At 31.6% G+C, this 23212-nt stretch carries 26 protein-coding genes; 7 read left to right on the forward strand and 19 right to left on the reverse strand.

Annotated elements, in window-relative coordinates; translation table 11 throughout:
- Positions 1-20: 20 nt before the first annotated feature.
- A complete protein-coding gene (locus CD111_RS08575; protein WP_095086114.1) occupies positions 21-539 on the forward strand; it encodes a hypothetical protein in 519 nt (172 codons plus the stop codon).
- 170 nt (positions 540-709) lie between these two features.
- On the opposite strand, the gene CD111_RS08580 is transcribed toward CD111_RS08575, so the two are convergent.
- The 4 genes from CD111_RS08580 to CD111_RS08590 all read right to left on the reverse strand — a co-directional run bounded on the left by CD111_RS08580 (position 710) and on the right by CD111_RS08590 (position 3870).
- The gene (locus CD111_RS08580) at positions 710-1555 is read right to left on the reverse strand and encodes a helix-turn-helix domain-containing protein (RefSeq protein WP_095086113.1); all 846 of its coding nucleotides are present in this window, start codon (positions 1553-1555) and stop codon (positions 710-712) included.
- 23 nt (positions 1556-1578) lie between these two features.
- Complete coding sequence (locus CD111_RS12465) at positions 1579-1719, reverse strand: hypothetical protein (RefSeq protein ID WP_158245689.1); 141 nt, start codon at positions 1717-1719, stop codon at positions 1579-1581.
- 58 nt (positions 1720-1777) lie between these two features.
- Complete coding sequence (locus CD111_RS08585) at positions 1778-3328, reverse strand: M4 family metallopeptidase (RefSeq protein WP_095086111.1); 1551 nt, start codon at positions 3326-3328, stop codon at positions 1778-1780.
- A 170-nt stretch (positions 3329-3498) separates the two neighbouring features.
- Entirely contained in the window at positions 3499-3870 is a 372-nt protein-coding gene (locus CD111_RS08590; RefSeq protein WP_095086110.1) for a winged helix-turn-helix transcriptional regulator, read from the reverse strand.
- A gap of 119 nt (positions 3871-3989) precedes the next feature.
- Between CD111_RS08590 and CD111_RS08595 the strand changes: the two genes are divergently transcribed.
- A complete protein-coding gene (locus CD111_RS08595) occupies positions 3990-5180 on the forward strand; it encodes an MFS transporter (RefSeq protein ID WP_095086108.1) in 1191 nt (396 codons plus the stop codon).
- A gap of 108 nt (positions 5181-5288) precedes the next feature.
- Here the strand turns inward: CD111_RS08595 and CD111_RS08600 are convergent, their stop codons facing one another.
- Complete coding sequence (locus CD111_RS08600) at positions 5289-6011, reverse strand: tyrosine-protein phosphatase (RefSeq protein WP_095086106.1); 723 nt, start codon at positions 6009-6011, stop codon at positions 5289-5291.
- Positions 6012-6193: 182 nt separating this feature from the next.
- Here CD111_RS08600 and CD111_RS08605 point away from each other — a divergent pair, with 182 nt between their 5' ends.
- Entirely contained in the window at positions 6194-6796 is a 603-nt protein-coding gene (locus tag CD111_RS08605; RefSeq protein ID WP_095086103.1) for a nitroreductase family protein, read from the forward strand.
- Between the two features lie 26 nt (positions 6797-6822).
- On the opposite strand, the gene CD111_RS08610 is transcribed toward CD111_RS08605, so the two are convergent.
- The 7 genes from CD111_RS08610 to CD111_RS08640 form a co-directional block, all read right to left on the reverse strand.
- Complete coding sequence (locus CD111_RS08610) at positions 6823-7389, reverse strand: GNAT family N-acetyltransferase (RefSeq protein WP_095086100.1); 567 nt, start codon at positions 7387-7389, stop codon at positions 6823-6825.
- A gap of 18 nt (positions 7390-7407) precedes the next feature.
- Positions 7408-8271 carry an ROK family protein gene (locus tag CD111_RS08615; RefSeq protein WP_095086097.1) on the reverse strand — a complete coding sequence of 288 codons (864 nt, stop codon included), beginning with the start codon at positions 8269-8271 and terminating at the stop codon, positions 7408-7410.
- 48 nt (positions 8272-8319) lie between these two features.
- Positions 8320-9264, reverse strand: coding sequence for a magnesium/cobalt transporter CorA (corA, locus tag CD111_RS08620; RefSeq protein ID WP_095086094.1), 945 nt, complete (start codon positions 9262-9264; stop codon positions 8320-8322).
- A 103-nt stretch (positions 9265-9367) separates the two neighbouring features.
- Complete coding sequence (locus CD111_RS08625) at positions 9368-10225, reverse strand: SDR family NAD(P)-dependent oxidoreductase (protein WP_095086091.1); 858 nt, start codon at positions 10223-10225, stop codon at positions 9368-9370.
- Positions 10226-10259: 34 nt separating this feature from the next.
- Positions 10260-10574, reverse strand: a complete 315-nt coding sequence (locus CD111_RS08630) for a PTS sugar transporter subunit IIA (protein ID WP_095086088.1) — start codon at positions 10572-10574, stop codon at positions 10260-10262.
- A 9-nt stretch (positions 10575-10583) separates the two neighbouring features.
- Positions 10584-10886 carry a PTS sugar transporter subunit IIB gene (locus CD111_RS08635; RefSeq protein ID WP_095086086.1) on the reverse strand — a complete coding sequence of 101 codons (303 nt, stop codon included), beginning with the start codon at positions 10884-10886 and terminating at the stop codon, positions 10584-10586.
- Between the two features lie 2 nt (positions 10887-10888).
- A complete protein-coding gene (locus tag CD111_RS08640) occupies positions 10889-11983 on the reverse strand; it encodes a DUF871 domain-containing protein (protein WP_095086083.1) in 1095 nt (364 codons plus the stop codon).
- A gap of 110 nt (positions 11984-12093) precedes the next feature.
- Here CD111_RS08640 and CD111_RS08645 point away from each other — a divergent pair, with 110 nt between their 5' ends.
- Positions 12094-13395, forward strand: a complete 1302-nt coding sequence (locus CD111_RS08645; protein ID WP_095086080.1) for a PTS sugar transporter subunit IIC — start codon at positions 12094-12096, stop codon at positions 13393-13395.
- A 572-nt stretch (positions 13396-13967) separates the two neighbouring features.
- Here CD111_RS08645 and CD111_RS08650 read toward each other — a convergent pair.
- Both CD111_RS08650 and CD111_RS08655 read right to left on the reverse strand, forming a co-directional pair.
- Positions 13968-14450: a DUF456 domain-containing protein gene (locus CD111_RS08650; protein WP_095086077.1), complete on the reverse strand. Its 483-nt coding sequence runs from the start codon at positions 14448-14450 to the stop codon at positions 13968-13970.
- Between the two features lie 14 nt (positions 14451-14464).
- Positions 14465-15670 (reverse strand): sugar efflux transporter, encoded by a 1206-nt coding sequence (locus tag CD111_RS08655; RefSeq protein ID WP_095086074.1) that lies wholly within the window; start codon positions 15668-15670, stop codon positions 14465-14467.
- Between the two features lie 133 nt (positions 15671-15803).
- On the opposite strand from CD111_RS08655, the gene CD111_RS08660 reads away from it, so the two are divergent.
- A complete protein-coding gene (locus CD111_RS08660; protein ID WP_095086071.1) occupies positions 15804-16451 on the forward strand; it encodes an MOSC domain-containing protein in 648 nt (215 codons plus the stop codon).
- Positions 16452-16492: 41 nt separating this feature from the next.
- Here the strand turns inward: CD111_RS08660 and CD111_RS08665 are convergent, their stop codons facing one another.
- Positions 16493-17368 carry a LysR family transcriptional regulator gene (locus tag CD111_RS08665; RefSeq protein ID WP_095086068.1) on the reverse strand — a complete coding sequence of 292 codons (876 nt, stop codon included), beginning with the start codon at positions 17366-17368 and terminating at the stop codon, positions 16493-16495.
- A gap of 170 nt (positions 17369-17538) precedes the next feature.
- Here CD111_RS08665 and CD111_RS08670 point away from each other — a divergent pair, with 170 nt between their 5' ends.
- A complete protein-coding gene (locus CD111_RS08670; RefSeq protein ID WP_095086065.1) occupies positions 17539-18360 on the forward strand; it encodes an undecaprenyl-diphosphate phosphatase in 822 nt (273 codons plus the stop codon).
- Between the two features lie 85 nt (positions 18361-18445).
- Here CD111_RS08670 and CD111_RS08675 read toward each other — a convergent pair whose 3' ends face one another.
- From CD111_RS08675 to CD111_RS08685, 3 genes are all read right to left on the reverse strand, one after another.
- Positions 18446-18994 (reverse strand): ribonuclease FAU-1 family protein, encoded by a 549-nt coding sequence (locus tag CD111_RS08675; protein ID WP_095086063.1) that lies wholly within the window; start codon positions 18992-18994, stop codon positions 18446-18448.
- Between the two features lie 148 nt (positions 18995-19142).
- On the reverse strand, positions 19143-21035 hold the full coding sequence (locus CD111_RS08680; protein ID WP_095086060.1) for a DHA2 family efflux MFS transporter permease subunit: 1893 nt from the start codon (positions 21033-21035) through the stop codon (positions 19143-19145).
- Positions 21036-21047: 12 nt separating this feature from the next.
- Positions 21048-21695 carry an HlyD family secretion protein gene (locus CD111_RS08685; RefSeq protein WP_095086057.1) on the reverse strand — a complete coding sequence of 216 codons (648 nt, stop codon included), beginning with the start codon at positions 21693-21695 and terminating at the stop codon, positions 21048-21050.
- Between the two features lie 206 nt (positions 21696-21901).
- Here CD111_RS08685 and CD111_RS08690 point away from each other — a divergent pair, with 206 nt between their 5' ends.
- On the forward strand, positions 21902-22453 hold the full coding sequence (locus CD111_RS08690) for a TetR/AcrR family transcriptional regulator (RefSeq protein WP_095086055.1): 552 nt from the start codon (positions 21902-21904) through the stop codon (positions 22451-22453).
- A 118-nt stretch (positions 22454-22571) separates the two neighbouring features.
- Here the strand turns inward: CD111_RS08690 and CD111_RS12755 are convergent.
- On the reverse strand, positions 22572-23212 hold a 641-nt coding region (locus tag CD111_RS12755; RefSeq protein ID WP_240610497.1), incomplete at its 5' end, for a phospholipase D-like domain-containing protein.

Below are 23212 nucleotides of genomic sequence, written 5' to 3' on the forward strand. Positions count from 1 at the left end.
GTTGTTGAAGGAGATTCGATATGATAATTAGCAATACAGTAAATGATTTTACAAATAATTTCCCATTATCTATCCCATTCATAGAATTATATTACGAAAAAAATCATAAAGAATTCTCAGATGCTGGTATACGCCAAGATAACCTAATGAAGCGCGCGTCTTATACAATGAATCAATTACAATTTGATATGCCTATGATTTTGAAACTTAACACGAAGTTCGTTCATATTATTTTTGATATTAGGTTGAAGTTTTTAAAACAATACAATACTTATTTAACACCTGAAATTTATTTATTAATTGGTTCTTATGAAACGCAGGCTATTTTACCTCATAACAAAATACCTAGTATATATTTCTTTATGGAAGCTATTTCCCAAAATGCGGACTATGTTTATGAAATCGTAGCGTATTATTTTGCCAAACTCTATTTACAAATAACGCACTTAAATGAAGACACGCTCAAACAAGAAGATGAAATGATTTATCAAATCTTAAATGAGATGAATATTGATTTTCCATATAACATGAATAACTAAATAAGTTTTATCTTACATTTTCAATTCATTGAACGCTTATACATATATAAGCACTGCACGCCTAAAACGGCATTCATTAAAAAAACGAGAAAATCATTTTTTATCATGATTTTCTCGTTTTGATTATGTCTGAATCAAATTATGTTTCAAGCTATTTCTGTTTATGAATACTAGTGATCTAATTTTTTCATCAAATCTCTAATCAAAATTGATATACTATGTTTCTTTGATAAATCACTTAAATATAAAGCTATTTCTAATTGCTTTATATCTGTTCCATCATGAATTCCTAATTGTAATCGTGATTGAACAATATTATAAACTAACTCACTATAAAGCATATATTTATATGATTTAATCGTTACATCAAATGCTGATTGTGCATATTGAAGACATCGATCAAATGCTAACTCACTAGCGTATATATTAGATAATGTATATAACAATTTAATCATATAATGGTTTTCAATATTGTTACGCTTAGCAATTTGCAAGCCTTTTGTTAATGAAGCCTTGGCTGTGCTATTTTCATTTTGTCTATAATAAAAAATCGCACGCGTATTACAAATCGACAACTGTAACTTTACATTCATTTCATTATCAATTAAATTCATTGCTTCTTCTATTAATAATATTGCTTGTTCAAAATCTTCATACTTATAAAAGGCAATAATCGATCTTATCCATTTTGAAGCGGCCCTTTCATCAGTAGAACCGTTAGATAAATACTTACCATCTATTATCGGTATTAATGCTTCATAATCTCGGTCCTCTAATAATCTTTCTATAACTATTAGTTTTTGTTCAAGTTGAGAATCCAACTCATCACCTTTATATAAGAAATCCATACTACAATTGAGTCTCCTCGAAATATTAAAAAGAAGCTGCGATCCCGGTTGCAATTCATTCTTTTCAATTTTAGAAATTTGACTTTGTGTAGCAATTCCTTTCGCAAGAGATTGCTGTGACAAATTCATATCTAACCTTCGCTGTTTTACACGTTCACCTAATTTCATTCATAACGCTCCCCGATATTAAATTAAAGATTTAACATAGTTAACGTACTTGTTATGTGCATATCATCCGGTACAGATACTAATGAAAATATACACCCCATCAAATATAATCCAGCACCAACGCACAATAAACTTCTCTTTGTACGCAATTGATTCGTTATCATAGTTTAATCCTCCCTTATATTTTAATATCCATCGTGTGAAAATACAATTTTTTTATCTTTAAACGCCAACAGAATTCCATGCATTCACTACTGCTTGTACTTCAGCAGAATTTGAACCGTATAAATCTTCAGCAGATTGTCTTAATGCTGCTTTAGCATCTTGGAATGAAGAATTAGAACTTAAATATTCAGTTAATGCTCTATAATAAATTTGTTCTGATTTTTCTACACCTAATTTAGAAATAGTTAAATATCCTGCTTTATTTGGGATACCACTATTTATATGCACCCCACCAAAATCACCATCTTCTGTATTAGGTAAATCTTGATAATCTCTCATATGTGAAGGTTGGTCATATTGTTCTGGGTTAGATAAACTTCTTAAACCATCACCTTCTACTCCTGGCGTATATACATCTTCACCCATTAACCAATCTTCAGGGTCAACAAAGTAACCAAAGATATCTGACATTGATTCATTTAACGCACCTGGTTGATATTGATACACTAGACCTGCACTATGTCCTGTTACAGCGTGTGTTAATTCATGTGCAACTATATCATCTGCGCCTGATAATGATGTGAATTGTCTTCCATCTCCATCACCATATAACATCATTTGACCGTTCCAATAAGCATTGTTTAAGTTTCTCTTGTAATGAACTACTGATTTAATTGGAGCACCATTACCATCAAAACTATCTCTATTATGTTCACTTAGAAAATAATCATAAACTTTTGATGCATTATAATGTGCATCAACACCTGCAGCTTGATGTTCATCATTAAAGTTTCTATCTCTATCTGTCATTAATGTTGAATTATATGCTGAGCCATTACCATCATAAGTGTAGATTGTTCCATTATGTGTTTCATCTTGTAAACCATATCCATTTGATACTTCTGTTAAATTCAATGGTCTCTTCGTATCTCCATTAACACCAACACCACTTCCTTCAATATGTTCGATAATATTTTTCTTACTCAATACCTTACCTGTTTCAGCATCAACTTTAATTTCCCATCTTGCTGAAGTTGGCTCTAAATAAATAAGTTCAATATTATATATAAGTTTTTTCTCATCAGCATTGACTACTAATTCATTCTTGTTTACTATTTTTTGTCCAGGTGCATTTTTAACTTCGCTTTCTTTTTTACCTATACTTGAAAACGCTTTCTCGACAGCCTGTTCTTTAGTTAAGCTTTGTTTATTGGTATATGTAACTTTTTCCGTATTAACATCACCGTTGACTAGTTGTACTTCATTATTTTTATTCGTATGGACCTTAACTTCTTTATCTTCAACTGTGTATTGATCTACTTTTGGCTTTAAAGTGTAGTGGCTAAAACCTAAATTATCTTTATAATCGTTTGTTACTTCGAACTGTTTATAACTTTCTTTAATATTCGGATTACCTGGTAATTGCTTTAAAACTTCCTGTACTTGTGACTTATTGTCAATTTCTTTTTTGGCTAAAGTCTTTAATTCTTTTTGAGTTACCGGTTTACTTTCCTCTTCATTTGCAGCATTCACTGAATTCGGCAAACATAAAGATAACGTGATTGCTGTAGCAAACCCTGCTGTTAAAAATTTTTTGTTATTGTACATCAAAATCATCTCCTATATATTTTATGAATAATTACATGTTTATTATATATAAATATCCAAAAAAAGTCATTACAGAAAGTGTAATTTTATATTACAATTTTGTTACATATCATTTTTATAAAAAAAACAAACAAGAAAATAAAATCTTTTCTTGTTTGTTTTCGATATTATTATGGGAGATTAATAAATTCTGCAGCATCTAGTCTTATATCTTCTCCGTCTTCAGTTCGTTTTTTTATATGAAATTCTCCCCATTTACATAAATTTTCTAGTAATTCATTTAATGAGCGTCCATATTCAGAAATTTCATATTCAACTTTTGGTGGAACTTGTTCATATACAATTCTATTTATAATGCCATCTTTCTCTAACTCTCTTAATTGTTGAGTTAACATTTTTTGTGTTATTTGTGGTATTGCTTTCTTTAGTTCTGATGTTCTGAGCTTTCCGTGTTTTAAATGACATAAAATAACAGGTTTCCATTTCCCACCTATAACTTCAATCGTTGCTTCTACACCAATATTATATTGTGCTACTACCATTTAAATTCCTCCTTAAGGCACTTATTAGTACCTATATGACTTTAAAGTGCGTACTTCCTTTTTAGTAATATAAGTCTTAAACTAACACATATCTTGAATGAAAGAAAGGAACTTAAAATTTGAACAAACAATTTAGAAATCAATTCGCTCTACTTTCACTTGCAATATCAGCTTTTGCTATCGGTTCAACAGAATTTATCAGTGTTGGACTATTGCCACTGATTAAGGATGCATTCGATGTTACGATACCTTTAGCTGGTTTAACTGTATCACTGTATGCAATTGGTGTAACAATTGGTGCGCCATTATTGACACCATTAACAAATAATTTGAGAAGAAAAACAGTCTTAATATTGATTATGATTGTTTTTATCATCGCGAATTTATTTGCAGGATTTGCTAGCACATTCGTATTTCTATTATCTATGAGAATACTAAGTGCTTTTGCTCATGGTGTATTCATGTCAATTGCTACAACGATCGCAGCAGATTTAGTACCACCACACAAAAGATCAAGTGCCATTGCTATGATGTTTACCGGCCTCACTGTTGCTACAATTACAGGGGTCCCATTTGGAACATGGATTGGACAAAACTTCGGATACGAGATGTCATTTTATACGATTGCTATTATTGGTATTTTGAGTCTTATTGCCAATATTGTCTTCGTTCCAAAACATTTAACTGAAAATAAACAAGCACCATTAATTAAACAATTAGCTGTGTTTAAGAACAAACCACTATTAACTATTTATTTAATTACTGTATTAGGATACGGTGGTACTTTCGTAGTTTACACTTATTTAACTGAAATTTTGACGCATCTATTAGGTTATGGCACAAATAGTATCGTGCTTATATTGATTTTGTATGGCGTAATGGTCGCGATTGGAAATACACTTGGTGGAAAATTAACTAATCATAATCCCACAAGATCACTTACGATTATATTTTTATTACAATCACTCACTTTAATTCTTGTTGGTTTAACCATACATTTACACATTTTTGGGTTAGTTAGTATATTATTAATGGGACTATTCGCATTTATGAACGTTCCAGGTTTACAGTTAATCGTTGTCATATTCGCTGAAAGACATAATAAAGAAACGGTTAATTTTGCTTCTAGTTTAAACATTTCTGCATTCAATGTTGGTATCACATTAGGCTCCGTTATCGGTGGATATATCTTAAATCACTTTAATTTGAGTATGACACCTTACTTTGCTTTTTTAATGGTTATACTAGCAACTCTATTAATGAACTTAATCAATAAAAAAGAAAGCTCAAATGCAGTTATACAATATTAGAATAATCTACCTTTAAGTAAACCATTACTTCATAATAAAACCTCTACAAGTCGCTATAATGATTGTTAAGCAACTTGTAGAGGTTTTTACCTTACATAATCTCATATTTTATTGTGATATATCTTCATTATTTAATATCTTTCTTGCATTTTCTTGTAGTTCATTTACTTTATCTATGCCTTTAGTTTGTTCAATATAGTCATATGCTTCTTGTAAATGAAAATTCCGATTATTTGTATTATGTGCATCACTACCAATTATATGAATTGCATTTTGATTTAATAAATAATCTGCTGCAACTTTAGCATCTTCTCCGTATTTATTGACTAATGACCCAGCTGTTACTTGGCAAAGTGCACCTCTTTTAATGAGATTAAATAAAATTTGAGGATCATCTTGAATTGGAATAATACGTTCGGGATGTGCTAATAATGGTCTATATCCAGCGTTGAATAATTTATCAAATGTTTCTTCAGCATAGTCAGGAATGTCAAAGAACGGAAATTCTATAAGGACGTATCGAGAACCTTCAGTAATCGGCATTAACTCACCTGAATTTAAACCTTCTAATTCTCCACCAAACATATGAATTTCTTGGCTTGGATATACTGTTATATTGATATTATTGTTATTTAATAGGTTTTGTACATCTGCAGTTCTTTGTTTAACAACTTCTGCATTGTTTCTAAATCGATGTTCAATATAATGTGGAGACGCTACAATATCTGTTATGCCTATTTTTTCAGCTTCTTTCGCCAACTCTAGCATGCTTTCTGAATCAATAGGACCATCATCTAGTCCATAAAGTAGGTGATTATGAATATCTATCATATAAATCGCTCCCTTTAGTGAATTAACAGTTATGACACTTTTATTTTATTATTACCCTTATTATATCAAATAATGACCAACTAAACTTATTTAACGGGTTTTGTTTATAAAAAACAAATAAATTGAATAATGACGTAGATTATATTATTTTATGGTATAGCATATTAAAGGAGTGGAACAAGATGGATTTAATGAAAACAATAGAAGAAAGACGCTCAGTAAAAAACTATCATCAACATGAAATTAGCCGCGAAATACTCACTTCACTTCTAGATAAAGCAGCATTATCACCATCAGCATGGAATTTACAACAATGGAAAGTAATGGTTGTAGATACAGATGAAGCAAAAGAAAAATTATATCAAGCAGCAAACAAACAAATTAAAATTAAAGACGCAAGTGCTACTTTTATTATTTTAGGTGATTTAAATGCACACGATGCAATTGATAATATTGCAGATGATTGGATTAAACATGGTCATTTACCTCAAGAAAATCGAGATGGTCTAATCAAAAGTGTAAACAATTTCTTTGAAGATGATATGAACAAAAGAGATGAGGCGGTAAGAGGTGCTTCATTATTTGCGATGAATTTAATGTTAATTAGTCAAGACGCAGGTTATGCAACATGCCCTATGATTGGCTTTGACAAAGCATTAGTTAAAGAAGCGTTTGATATCCCTGACAACTTAGTTCCTACGATGCTCATTACGATTGGTAAAGGACAAGTAAACAATGATCGTGCGTCACGATATCCAGCATCAACATTTGCAAAGTTTGTTTAAATTATATTCATTAAAAAAAGCAGCTTCTAATCAGCTGCTTTTTTTATTTCTGCATATTGATCATTCGTAATGGCATACGTAATATCATCTACAATTTGGTCTTTGTGCACCCTATTTTTAGGGAGAATGCCTATTTGTTTCATGCCTAGTCTTTGCATGACTTTTCCTGATTTAGGGTTAATTGTACTATGTCTAGCATATATTTGATTTAACTTCATTTCTTGAAAAGCAAATTCAAGAATTTTATTTCCCGCTTCTGTCATATAACCTTGTCCAGAATATTTTTGATTCATAGCATAACCTAGTTCAGCTTTTTTATCATGCTCTTCAACTCTTATATCAATCGTACCAATTAATTTGTCTTCTTCTTTTAATATTATGCCGTATTTGCCTAACGGTGCAGCCATATAGAATCTAGCAATGACTTTTCTTGTCTCGTCGGTTGTAGGATGTGCTGGAAAGACATGAGCCGTATTCTCTAAATCAGACGCATATTCAAATAAAGCGTCTACATCTTCTAACCTTACAGGTCTTAATTTCAATCGCTCTGTTTCTAAGTATTGATTTTCTGCTAATGCTACAATGATATCCATCTAAATCACCAACTTTTATTATTTATGTTCTTCTTTAGCCAATGCTAAGCATCCTATAATACCTTGCTTATCTTCCAAACTCGGTTCAGCAATGTATTGATCTATTGGAGGTAAATTTATATAACTATTATTAATTTCTACAAATTGATCCCGAATTTTATCGAGCAGATGATGTTGATGCATTACACCTCCACCTAAGATGATTAATTCAGGTGATAGCAATAAAGTCGTATTAAAAGCAGCTTGTGCTATATAATATGCAATGATATCCCATACTTCATCATCTTCTTGAATAAATTTGCCTTCTGTTCCTACTCTTTTCTCAATTGCTGGACCAGATGCCATGCCTTCTAGACAGTTTTGATGATATGGACAACTTCCTTCAAATTGATCATCTTTATGCAATGAAATGTTCATATGACCCATTTCTGGATGACTCAGGCCTTCAACAAATCTTCCTTTTAACATCGCTCCTCCACCAATACCCGTTCCAATTGTATAATATACTGCAGAGTCTACATTTTTAGCGATTCCAGCTTTATATTCACCGTATAATGAAGCATTCACGTCTGTTGTAAAAGCAATAGGAACATCATAGTACGCTTTCAAAGTTCCTACAAAATCAAAATTTTTCCAAGCTGTTTTAGGTGTTGACGTGATAAAACCATATGTCTTCGATTCCTTGTTAATATCGATTGGTCCAAATGAACCTATTCCAATTGTTAATATTTCATATTTATCAAAGAATGATTGAACTTTTACCATTGTTTCTTCTGGTGTAGTTGTTGGTATAGTTATCGTTTCAATAATGTTTAATTGTGCATCTCCAATCGCGCACACAAACTTCGTTCCACCCGCTTCAATTGCGCCATATAATGCCACTTTAAGCACCTTCTTTTCAATATTTATAAAAATCTTTCATGAATATGTTTAGAACCATTTTTTGCGTTTGAAAAATACCATCATGATTAAGGCAATAATTAACATGACGACCAGTACAATATAGTATCCATCATGCCATTGTAATTCTGGCATATTCGTAAAATTCATACCATAAATTCCGGCAATAAGCGTTAAAGGCATAAATACAACAGAATAAATCGTTAAAATTTTCATAATGTTATTCATCTTAAATGAATTTAACGATATATAATTATCTCGTATATCACTCGTCATTTCTCTCGATGAGTCTACCATTTCCATTTGTTTCATCAGATGATCATTTATATGTGTGATATAGAACAATTGTTGCTCATTGAGATGTAATACTTTACCCTCTCTAATACGATATACTAAGTCTCTCATAGGTTGTACCGTTCGTTTAATCAATAGTAGTTCTTGCCTTAAATCAAATGTGTCATCTATCAATGCTTTAGTCGATATATCTACATTATGTCTATTTTCAAAGTTAAATACTTTATCTTCAATATCATAAATAAACGGAAAATAATTATCTACAATTTCATCTAAAATATTTAATAGTATATCTTTCGGTTCAACATAATCCGAAGGTTCCTTTACAAATTTACGTATCATCGTATCAATTTCTTCAAATCGTTCTTTATGAAATGTCACAATAAAGTCGTCTCCAATAAAAACATCCAGTTCTTCAGACTCTAAAGTTTCTAAATCTAATGCTTGTAATACTAAAAATTGGTATCCATCATATTGTTTAAATTTCGGTCTTTGTTGTACTAAAGTAGCATCTTCTATAGAAAGTGCATGAAAATCAAAGTAATCAACTAATATTTTAGATTCTTCTTTAGTTGGTTCATTCATATCTACCCAAATCCATTTTTTATCTTCAGTAATATCATATGGTGTCGTCGTTTCTTTTACTTCATTGTATTCATTTACATAATATGTTTTTATCATTTTTCTCACCATTTATTTTTTGTTAATACCATTATACAATAAAATGCAGTGAACAATTCGTCCACTGCTGTTTTAATACTTACTTTCTTGTAAATATGTCTTATTAAGTCCGTGACATAAATTGATTTAATTGCAATGCTTCTAATGTCTCTCTAATCATTCTCTTCCTATCAAAGTAATTTAAACCATATGATTCAATTGCTTTCCTCTTACCTTTATATACATATTCACCACGATAAAGTCGTCCTTCTCTGGCAACTTTAATCGTAGATAATGCACCTTCTTTAGGAGAAATAAACAATGGATCTAACAACTTATATATAGCATCGCCTATCGTCTTATTATATTTAGTTTTTCCTAAATTTGTTGATACTGCACCAGGGTGAATTGCAGCTACATTCAATCCCATCTTGCTAAACTGTTCATTTAATTCTTGCATAAAATATAATGTCGCAAGTTTGGACCTAGCATATGCTTTCATTGGATTATATGTTAAAGGATATTCAAAATTCCGATTCCCAACACTTGTGAATTTGTATGCTCCAGACGAAACAATAATAATTTGCTTGTCTGCACTTTTCATTATTAAATCAAATAACAAATGCGTCAACAAGAAGTGACCTAAATAATTTGTTCCAAACATAAGCTCATACCCATCTTCAGTTCGTTGTCTAGTTAATGAAAAGACACCTGCATTATTAATAAGACAGTCTACATACTTATATTCTGTCATAAGTTCAGTAGCCGCCTTCATCACGCTTGCTAAATCTGATAAGTCACACTTTATGATTGCTACTTGTTTATTAGGATATTCTGATAATATTTGATTTTTCACAGTGTTACCTTTAGCAAAGTTACGACATAATAATATGATAATGTCGTAATCTTGTGCTAGTTCTGTCACAGTGTATTTCCCTATTCCTGATGTAGGTCCTGTAATAGCAAGTATCTTTTCAGACATGACGTATACTCCTTTATCTCATCCATATTTCAATTTAATTATTTTTATAATGCTTATGAATATAAATCAATTCCTTTGCCATTTCTTTAATTATTTCACTAGACATAAGTTGATCTTCTGCATGAACAAGCAATAAATTCATAGGTATACTTTCACCTTTAGCTTCTTCTTGTATTAAATCTTTATGTACTTTATGTCCATCTATTAAATATTGATTACCTTCTTTCAAAAGGTTGTCTGCATCTGTATAGTTGCCTTCTTTACTTTTACTTATAGCTTCCATAAACGTACTTTTAGCCATGCCTACATTAGAAATAATTTGAAATGCGATTTGTTCATATTTCTCCATATTATCACCTTATTCCATTAAACTTTCTGCTTGTCTCAATACACCTTCACCATCCATCATGCCATATTGCTGCATATTTATAACGTCAACTGGTACTTTCCCTTGTGCTACTTTCTCAACTTGAGCTTTTTGAAAACGTACTTGTGGACCTAATAATATAACATTTACTTCATCTATTTTTGTTTCTGCTTCAGACAATGCTAATGCTTCAACTTCATAATCTTTGTTTTCCTTCTGTGCTACTTCTTGCATTTTTTTTACTAACATACTTGTAGACATACCTGCTGAACAAACTAATAATATTTTCTTCATTATTATTTCCCCTTTTTATTAAATTTAAAGATTTCCCATGGCTTAAGATAATCAAGTAACTGTACATCATGATGTACAATTTTTCCAACTACGTTGACTTTCCCAGTATTAATCATAGGTTTTAAAGCAATTTGAAGCTCCCCTTTATATTGACCATATTCTTCATTATCTATCAATACATCTCCTCTCTTAATCGCAACTGTATCGTGAGGTGGAAATGATTCATCTTTATATTTAACTCTACTTTGAGTTGAGCGTACGATATAATCACTTACATCTCCTCTATAAAAATGAGGCTCCTCAAGTACTATCTTTCTTTCTAAATCCGTAATATTTTCATCTAAGTTTATATCAAAAGTCAGCGATTCATTCTTCAAACGATTTAAGGATTCTAATTCTTCATCTGATGGGTAACAATTACTTATAATAACGTCGTCTATCAATCCAGTTGACCATAAATATTTTGCTTGAGTTGTAACGGGCATACCTCTATGCTGTTCTAACGTAGGTAATCCTTCCGTAATTGGCCACGGTCCAAATTCTGCTTTTTCACTTGAAACAAATGCTGCAGTTCTCAGTCCATATTTCTTATATTTTTTACTTCCTTCTATGAAGAAGTCCTCTGAAATACCGGCATATCGGTGTGGATAAAAATTATGACATCCTACTAATTGATCTCTATTCGGTTCAAAATCAATGACATTATCTAAATAGTGATTCATGACACTCATATTTAACTCTATTTTTATTCCATACTGATTATATGTCATATCACTCGTTTCTTTCGCCCCGACACCTTCATCTAATCGGATACCATCTATTCCAAGTTTATGAAAGAATGATAAATCATGATGTTCAATGTTCAACAGTTTAAAAGTTCTCGGTGCGACATCAATAAATATTTCATATCGATATTTTTTAGCGTGCTTTATTATGCTCTCGATAGATGGCAAGATTGATTCTTTATTATCTTCGGTAAGTTGTAATAAATTTGTAAAGATTCTTGTGAATCCATATTTACTTGCTCTTTCTATGTAAGCTTTATCTTCTGTTTCTGTAGATTTTCCCGGATATATTGAAATACCAAGTTGTTTCATCGTTAATCCCCTCATTTCTTAAATAATTTTTTTATTATTTTGAATAATTTAACTATTTGGTTTATACTATAACACAATTGTAACGCTTACAAACAAAGGGGGAATAAATTTTGAATAACTTTGCAACGTGGTTAGAAAACAAACTTTCTGGCCCGATGACCAAGCTTTCAAATCAACGGCATTTACTTGCAATACGGGACGGGGTTATTTCTGCACTTCCATTTATTATTTTCGGTTCGTTTTTCTTAATATTTGCGACGCCACCATTGCCAGAATCATGGGCAATTACGAAATGGGCAACCGAGCATGCTGAAGAAATATTAGTACCTTATAGAATGACAATGTTTATAATGAGTTTGTATATTGTTTTTGGTATTGGATATAATTTAGCCAAATCCTATAATTTAGATCCACTCTCAGCAGGACAACTTTCAACTGCAGCATTCTTATTAACGATAGCACCAACCATGGACAAGAAATTAGGATTTGTTTTACCTATGACGAATCTAGGTGGTCATGGACTATTCGTTGCGATGTTTGTCGCTATATTCTCGGTTGAAATTTATAGGTTATGTAAAAATAAGAACATCACCATTAAGATGCCACCACAAGTACCACCTTCCGTTAGTCGTTCATTTGAGTCCCTAATCCCAGTAGTTTTTGTGCTTGGATTTATGACTGTCATTACCGTTATATTCCAATTAGACTTACATACGCTTGTCGATAAAATTGTGGGTCCTCTCGTATTTGCTGGTGATACATTGCCAGGCGTGTTAGTGCCAGTATTTTTAACTACTTTCTTCTGGGCATTCGGTATACATGGTATGTCAATTGTCGGTACAATAGAACGCCCATTATGGGAAGTCTATTTAGCTAAAAATGCTGAGGCACATGCAGCGGGAGAATCATTACCACATATTGCACCGGAGACTTTCTTCCAATGGTTCGTATGGATTGGCGGTGCTGGTGCAACATTAGGTCTCGTTATATGTATATTATTATTTGCAAAATCACAATTTCTCAAAAAATTTGGTAAAGCAGTTTCAATCCCTTCATTATTTAATATTAATGAACCTGTAATTTTCGGCTTGCCAATCGTGTTAAATCCAATAATGGTGATACCATTTATCTTAATACCCATTGTACTTACAATCATTACGTATATCGCGACTATACTTGGTTTTGTTAATGCTACTAGCGTTATGGCTCCGTGGACCTTACCGGCTCCTATAGGCGCATATTTAGCTACTGGAGGGGATTGGAGAGCTATCGTATTAGTTCTTATCAATATTACCGTTTCAGTAATTATTTACTTCCCGTTCTTCAAAATTTATGATCGTAAAATGGTCCTTGAAGAAAGTGGAGAATCTAAAGAACAAATCGAAGAAGACATGAAACAAGATATATCATGATGTTATTTACGATTCAAACATGAGGTTGAGGATTCGTTTATTTCTTGCCTTATCAAAACGAGAAAATCATGATTCTACAACATTTATAGTTAAACTTTGGTACAACTTTTGATAGGTATTACAAAGTCTTGGATTAACTCAGTAGTTATTCCATAAGATGGGGCATGTCTTGGATTAACTCTTCAGTTATTCCACGATATGGGTAATGTCTTGGATTAACTCAATAGTTATTCCATAAGATGAGGCATGTCTTGGATTAACTCAATAGTTATTCCATAAGATGAGGCATGTCTTGGATTAACTCGTCAGTTATTCCATAAGATGAGGCATGTCTTGGATTAACTCAGTAATTATTCCATAAGATGAGACATATCCTACATAAGCATGCACGAACAAAATCGTAAGCTATAAAAAACACCTCATTTTTTACTGAATAAATCAGCAATATGAGATGTTTTTTAATTTGTTTTAAACTATTGTTTCATTATCATATCTCTATAAATAATTTCTACATTTATTAATGTCTACTTTGAAGGAGATATATCTAACATCTCCTCTGACTCTTTTCGTGGTTATATTAAGATATCAATAAAGAACCATATTACCATAACAACCATAATGAATGCTTTTGCAATCGAACTTGTTAAGAATCCAAGTAATGAACCCAAACTTGCATTTAGAGCTGAAGGTAAATTGTTTTTTTGAACCATTTCTGTAATCAATACTAATACAAATGGGACAATGATGATACCAAACGGTGGGAATACGAAACACCCAATTAGTACACCAATTGCAGCTACTAATTCCCCAGTTTTTGAACCACCAAATTTTTTAACGAAATAACTATTCATTATAATATCTGAAAGTATCATGAAGACTGTAAATAAAATCATGACCGTCCAGAATACCCAAGATAATTTTGAAGCATCAATTGCAAAATGATAAATGAAAAATCCAATCCATAAAAATAATACAGACGGAATGATTGGTTTAATAAGCCCAATAAACGCTACAACAAACATGATGATAATAAGAAACCAACTAATAGCTGACATGATATACTCCTAACTTAATTTATTTCTGTTTGTACATTATGTTCTTTCGTAAATATAAGTAATATAAACGCTAATGCTATCGCAAGACTTGATACAAAGAACACATTTCCTAAGCCAACTATATCACTCATAATACCCCCAAGTAAATTCCCTCCGAGTTGCCCAATTACCATCGCATTAGCAAAAAGTGTCGACGCATAGCCCGGAAATTCTGGTAATATATCTTGAAAGTAACTAATACCAAGCCCTAATAATATAGCTAAGAAAAATGCTAATGCAAGTTGTCCAATTAACATTGCAACAAAATCATCAAATACACCGATACTAAAGTAATATCCAAAGCCAAAGATTGATCCTATCATAAGTAATGACTTTGTTTTAAAACGACTTGCAATGATGCCAAGGATAATCATAAAAGGCACTTCTAATCCTGCACATAAACTAGCTAAATATCCGACATGTGATTCATCATCCTTTAAATATTCAGTTACATATAATGGCATGTTCAATGTATACATCCATTGTCCAACATGTAACAAGATAAATGCTAAAAATGGAATAAGTAATGTTGGTTCTTTCATTAAATTTGGCGCTTTATTTTCTGTGAAATTACCAACTATATTGTGTATGACTTTCTTAGGCTCTTTATAGAAAATAATCAATAATACTAAAACTGTTAGAAATAGTATGACTGTACCACCAAACAAGCCATCATAACCAAATATAGTAAGGAGTAATGTCCCAATTAACGGACCGAATAAGAAACCTAATGAAAATGTAGATCTCAATACTGTATTTGCAAAAATACTTCTGTCTTTATATGAAGATTCATTAATTGATTCACGTGCTGAGGCATACATTTGTGGCATAGCTGGCGCACCAAGACCTTGAAACATAGCATATAGAACAATAAATATCCAAATTGTATGGATGTAGAAATAAATTGAAAAACAAAGCGCACCCATGATGAGTGCAGTAATAATTAAATATTTACGATTTATCTTTCCACTATCTGAAAATCTTGCGACGATTGAATTAACTGTGAATGAGGCACTTGCTGCTAAAGCCATCAATAATCCATATTGTCCTTTAGTCATTCCCAATTGTTGGGTGGCATATAATACAAGAAAAGGCACTGTTATTGCAATGGCCATACCTAACAAACCCATATTAACAGTAAAGAGTTTATAATTCTTAATTTGAAAAAGTTTCAAAAACATGCATTCACAACTTCCTATTATTTGTTATTATGTATGTACTTTAATGCTAAACACATAGAACGTCAATCGTTATTTGTCATATTTATAACTTAAATGTAATATTATAAATATAAAAGAAAAAGGAGCTATTTATATGGAATATAAAGTAGATCATATTTCAGTAGGTAAAGTGACACATGTTACTTTTGAAAATAGTAAATCTAAACACACTGCCATCTTCAAAAAACCTTTCAAAGATAGTATGTTCCTTTCCGAAGTAGGGTTCATTGAAGATGAACAAGAATATAAAGGTCATGGCGGGCCAGAGAAAGCACTTTGTTTCTATAGTAAGGATAACTATGAATATTGGAATGATATTATTCATTTATTACCTCCTTACGCCATTTTCGGTGAAAATCTAACAGTTTCCGGACTTGATGAGCAATCTCTTCATATCGGTGATACATATCAACTTGGTGAAGCCATCATACAAGTATCTTGCCCTAGACAACCATGTGCTACAATTGCTCAAAGATACGACATTAAGGACTTAGTTAAACGTATGGCCGATAGTTGTAAAACAGGTTGTTACTTTAGAGTTTTAGAAGAAGGTATTGTCTCACAAGATGACAATTTAATCTTAATTTCAAAATATGAACCCTCTTTATCTATTTATGAATTAAATGATACACGTTATCATGATAGTAAAAACAAACAACGTATTCAAAACATATTAAACCATAGTGGCATAAATGAAGAAACGAGAAATATATTTACAAAACTACTCAATAAAGCAAAATAAAAAAGGATTTTAGCATCTAATCACGTTGCTAAAATCCTTTTTTATTTTGCTTTTATGTCCATCTTGTTGATGTAACTTTTCAAAACTTCTATAAATGAGTTTACTTGTGGTAACTGTAGAACATTATGTTCGTAACAAATATATGTAGAGCGTGTTAACGGTTTTCTCATGATATTTAGTTTTTTAATTTCGAATAAATCTTTATCTATGTCACCAATGACCATTTCAGGTAGAACTGTAACGCCTACTCCATTCAGCAATAACGCTTTACATGTTGCAATTTGATCAACTTTAATGAGTGCATGGTATTCTTTTTGAAAATAGTCTGCATACCATTCTTCGATTTGTTTTAAATAAATTGGTTCTGCTTGAAATTCAATCATTGGTAATAAATGCAGTTCTTGTTTGCGATTTTTAGGATAAATGAAATAATGTTGTTCGTTTAACAATAAATCATTTTGAACATTCATAACCTCATTACCTCTTACAACCATGACATGGAAATCATTTTGGAATGATTTGATATGTTCACTGGAACCAATTTGAAGTTGTATATCAACATTTGGATATAGTTCGGTATATTGTCCAAGTACTTGTGGCAGAATTGTTTGACCAATTAATGAAGAAACGCCAATTGAAATACTCCCGTTGACTTCTCCCATTTTTGAATTGATTTTGTCTAATAACAACCGCTCTTCTTTAATCATTTTACGTGCATGTTCAATGACAAGTGAGCCTTCATTAGTTGTTATGAGTTGTTTTTTCGTTCTAATGAATATATCAATTCCAAAAAAATTCTCTATAGATTTCAACCTTTGACTAACCGCTGGCTGTGATATGTATAGAATGTCTGCAGCTTTTCTTAACGTTTTTACATCTTCTAATGTTACGAGTAATTTATAGTCATCTACTTTCAATCGACACACTCCTTATTTCTTATATTATATCATGTTTTCAACGAACAATGGATGATTGATATCTCTACAACTTTAGACTGAAATGTGATGAATTTTTCGATATAGAATTGAAACCAATTGCGTATTTCGTTATAGTTGACCATGTAATTTAAAATAGGAAGGATTATATTATGGTCATTATAGAAATTATTAAGTATATTTTTCTTGGTCTATTACAAGGTATAACTGAACCAATACCCATTTCTTCAAGTGGACACCTTGTTATGGCACAAGAGTTTCTAGGATTACATACAGATGGGCTAACATTTGAAATTGTTGTAAACACCGCTTCATTAGTCGCAGTTCTCTTCTTATTTAGAAAAGATATCATTGAATTAATTATAGACACCTTAAAATACTTAAAAGGTGAACGAACTGAAGCAGTTACAAAAAATTTCCAACTCGTGATTTATTTAATCATTGCGACGATCCCTGCAGGTATTTTAGGCGTTATATTTAAAGATATCATCGGCGATACTAAGAGTGTCATTATGGTTGGTATTATGTTAATTGTGACAGGTATTGCACTTTGGTTTATTAAAAACAAACGCGGCCAAAAATTAGAACGTGATTTAACTCTGAAAGACGCAATTATTGTTGGTCTATTTCAAGCAATAGCATTAATACCTGGTATAAGCCGAAGTGGCGCTACAATTGTAGGCGCATTAGGCGTAGGTATGAATCAAAAAACAGCATTTAAATTCTCATTCTTACTATATATACCAGTCAGTTTAGGAACAGCATTATTAGGTGTAAAAGACATGATTGACACACCTATTGATTCTACACTTATGATTTCTTACGTATTTGCCTTTATTGCTTCACTTATTGCGAGTTATTTCTCATTAAAATGGCTTAAAGGTATCATGGAACGTGGTCAATTAGGTATATTTAGCATTTACTGTTTCATAGTTGGACCACTCGCAATTATTCTCGCATTAATCTTCTTATAAAATCGCATGACACATTTATACAACTAAAAAATAAGGACAAAGCTGAACAAAATGATTTAATTTTGTTTCACCTTTGTCCTTATTTTTATTTAGGTTTATCTGCATTCATGATTTCGTGGAAGCAATAACGAATTCTCTTCTCTATTCCTTTAAAATCTGTTTCTAATTTGAACATAATTTCATGTGCTGTCACATAAGCTTTATGATATTGTGCTTTTGAAATTTTACGTTCTTTAAGCATTCTTTCTAAATCATCTTCATCGACAAGTTCGTATTCACCTGTCTTCGGTATAACTAATACATCCAAACATAAATCTAGTGTTCTAGCATTCCCGAGTTGTGTGATGTTCCTCAAATTTACATCGAAATAATATTGCACTGGCTGATTCTGCTTATTGTACATGACTGTTATGCTGTATGGTTTCTTTTCTGGCAAAATTTGCATCCATTTATAACCATTCTCTGCAACAGTAATATCTTTACCTACTACATTCACAATTAAAGGTTCTTTAACTTCTACCATCGAAACAAGTCCTATAAGACCTTTAAAATGTGTTGTATTCAGCGCAACTTCTTTATACTCACGTTTAAGGAGACGTCGCCAATGACGTTTGTCAATATACTTTACTTTCAAAAGTTACCAACTCCTTTTGTACATTATATAAAAAACGCGAACTTATTCAAAGTATAATACTTATGTTTTCGGAATTTCATTTAAAAATTCAAAAGAGAGCCTGTGACATATGCGATGTCTCAGACTCTCTTCAAAAAATAATATTTAATTATTCGTGTGATATATAATGTGATTTTCCTTTTAAGAATAAACTTAAAATTAATGCAACTACACTAAAGAATGTAGCAACCCAGAAAGCATCATTAATACCTTGAACTGTTGCTAATTTATTTAAGAAACCAAATAGTGCTGATGTTCCTTGTTCTTTTCCGCCCATTGATTCAGATAATGCTTTTATTTGTTCTTTAACAATTGGACTTGTTGAATCTAAGTTATCAGACATATTTGCTAAGTGCGTTGTTGTATTTTGAGTCATAACAGTTACAAGAATAGCTGTTCCGATAGAACCGGCTAATTGTCTCGCTGTATTACTAATTGCATTACCATGCGGAATTAATCTTTGAGGTAATGAATTCATACCTGCAGTCATAATAGGCATCATGATAAAACTCATACCAAATGATCTGATGATATAAATAATGAGTATTGTTGAATATGGAGTATCCATATTTAACTGTGTAAGTTCCCAAGTAGCAATAGTCATAATAATAAGACCTGTTATAGCTAAAGGTTTAATACCGATTGTATCTAATAATTTACCTGCCACAGGACCCATGAAGCCCATTATTAAAGAACCTGGCAATAGTAATAGACCTGAATCTAATGGTGAAAAACCTCTTAAGTTTTGTAAATATATAGGTAGTAAAATCATACCACCAAATAAACTCATCGTAACAATTACATTAATCAGTGATGTCAATGTAAATCCTGAATATTTCAATGCTGACATATCTAACATCGGATTTTTCATTCTAATTTCATGTACTACAAATAGTGTCGTGAAAATGATACCTAAGATTAATGTAATGCTCACAGTTGCTGAAGTCCAACCGTCATTACCAGCTTCACTAAATCCGTATAACAACATACCGAAACCTAGTGTACTGAATATAATACCTTGGACGTCTGGTTTTGGATTAGAAGTTTTTTGATAAATTCTAAACCAGAAGTAACTAACAAGTATTGATACAACACCGATTAAGAACATACCATAGAACATAATATTCCAATGATAGTTTTGCACGACCCAACCTGATAACGTTGGACCAATTGCAGGTGCTAATATAAATGCAATACCTAACGTACCCATTGCTGCCCCACGTTTTTCTGGTGGGAATATTGTCATGAATACATTTGAGCCAAGAGGCATTAATACACCTGCACCAACGGCTTGTATAACACGACCTGTCATCATCATTGGGAAGTTAAATGAAATCGCACATAGTAATGATCCGATTGTGAATAAGAACATTGCAATAAGGAATAATCGTCTATATGAATATTTACTTATTAAGAATGCACTTATCGGAATCAAAATACCATTAACTAACATGAAACCTGTCATTAACCATTGTCCTGTTGAAGCGGTAATACTAAATTCATTATTAATTACGGGCAAAGCCACATTTAATAACGTTTGATTTAAGATTGCAATAAACATACCAAACATCATCGCAAGTAAAATTTTGTTTCTTGATATACCTTTACCATAAACAAAATTCACGTAATTTTTTTTGATTTGTTCATTAATTGGTTCATCTTCATGAATTTCCATACCACGTTCTGACAAACCACCTTCGTCATCATCATGGTCTTGATTTGACTCTTGGTCAGATTGTTTAACATCTTCAGTAGAAGTTGTTGTTACGTGATCTTGTTTAGAATGTTCACGAATGGATTCACTCTTCTTATTTAACTCTTCGTCTTTCGACTTTACTTCATCATCTTTAGATTTCAATTGAATATCTTTCTCTTGTTTTTCTACATTTGATGAAGTACGAGGAGCTTTCGTGCTCTTTTTTCGCTTTAATACTAATGCGTTAATTCCAACCCATAAAAGGATTGCAATAATTATATAAGCCACCGTAAAGGTTGATGTCATATTGCACCCTCCTTAATTCTTGTGGATTCGAACTTCAACATTCATTCCTGGAACAACATTTGTTGATGGCTTAGAATCAAATGTGATTTTCACTGGAACAACTTGTGTCACCTTTGTATAGTTTCCATTACTATTTGATGATGGCATCAATGAGAAACTTGATGCAGTTGCTAATCCAACTTGAGACACTTTACCTTTAACACTAGCTTCTTGACCATCGATGTATACGTCAACAGCCTGTCCTTCTTCGACATCTTCTACATCTTTATCGTCAATATTTGCAGTTACATATAAATCATCAAAGTTATATGCATAAGCAATTGGTGAACCTGCTTGGACTAAACTACCTTCAGATTCTGATTTTTTAACGATTGTGCTTTTATCTGGTGCATCGATATCCATTTTTTGTGGTTGACCATCTTCGCCTTTACCACTTACTTCACCGATATTGTCACCTTTGTCATAAGTTTTACCTTCTTTAGCAGTGAACTTATCTAATTTACCTGAAACTGGGCTAGCGATTTTGATTTGCTCTCCATCCACCTTAGCATTTTCAGTTTTAACATAATTTGTTGCTTCACTATAGTAGTGGAATCCGACGAGTCCAATCGCCACTAAAACTACTATCGTGATGACATTTACTAACACGATTTTTTTCATTACAATTTTTCCTCCAAATTTAAGTGATTTAACAATTATAATCCTCCTATGTAGCAATTTAAACCAACAATTAGAATAAGTTTGTTGGGTAAAATTGTCAGAAAACAAAGATTTTTAATCGATATTCTGTTTAAAAGAATGTTTATAATGTCTATTTGATTATAATTTTGTTAAAATATAGGGTATGCAACAAGTCGAGGTGAATCATGAAAAAACATGCTAGACAACTTATCATCAATAATATGGTGTATTTATTAGAGCAATATCACTTTGATGAAATCACAATAAAAATGCTTTGTGCAGAATGCGGTATTAATCGATCTACATTTTATGCACACTTTAAAGATAAATATGAAACGTATGAAGAGATTAAACGATTCCACATGGCAAATTATAATAGTTTAATGGATAACATAGAACGGTCTATCATAAATGATCCAGAGAACAGAAAAATATATATTCAACAATACTTCACAAATATGTTTCATTACATCTATACGTACCAAAAATTCTTCACAAGTGTATTAGTACTACATCCACAAAGAGACTTTGTTGTCGATTTAATCAAATTAAAAAAAGTAAGATTCGAAATTCTTATTTCAAAAGCAGCTTCATTACAAGATGTTAATTTTTTCTTAGATTATACAATTGGTGGCCAAATAGCTTCTATATATAGTTGGCTTAAAGATGGTTGTCAAGAAGACCCTAAGAAAATGGCAGATATTATGTATAGAAATATCATTAAAATTAACAGATAAAAAAGCTAATCCATATTTTTGGATTAGCTTTTTTTCATTCTATTTTGCTAGATTTATCAATCTGGCTACTTAGCGCGCTTCTACTCTATCATTACCTAAATCGACTGTGTTCCATTATTTAAAAACTACTCGCTCCAGTTTTCTCTTGAATTCTGTACAACACTTTTTTCCAAAGTGCTTCATCTTTATATTCATCATATTGAGCCGTTAAATTATGCTCATCATTATTCCAATAATGATTAAATGTAGTTGATAATTTTTTAAATGGAGGATCAGTTTGTTTACCTTTAATGATAATATCAGCTTCTCCGTTATAGTCTTGGATGTTTCTTCTCGTTAAGTTAGCTGAACCTAATATCATAACGGCATTTTTATTTTCATATTGTTCAAACAACAAATATTTAGAATGAAATTGTTCGCCATTGCTTAATGCCCATCTTAATTTGATGTTATTGTTTGACCGATTTATTAATTCACTTGCTACTGGTTTATTTGGAACGCCTGGCTTTTCTTTACCAAAAGCTTCTTTATTTATATCAAGAATTATCTTAATATCTACATTTCGTTTTGATGCTTTTACGAGTTCATTTATGATATCCCTGTCTGATAAATAAAACATGCCTATTGATATTCTATCTTTTGATTGAGATTTTTTAATATGTTCGATTATTTTTTCTTTAATTTTTCCTTCTGTAGCTAATTGTACAGTATACGGTGCATTATCTTCCCAACTGTTATTTTTTATTTTAAAATCATGTG

This window comes from Mammaliicoccus stepanovicii (genome assembly GCF_002902525.1).
Classification (GTDB): Bacteria; Bacillota; Bacilli; order Staphylococcales; family Staphylococcaceae; genus Mammaliicoccus; species Mammaliicoccus stepanovicii.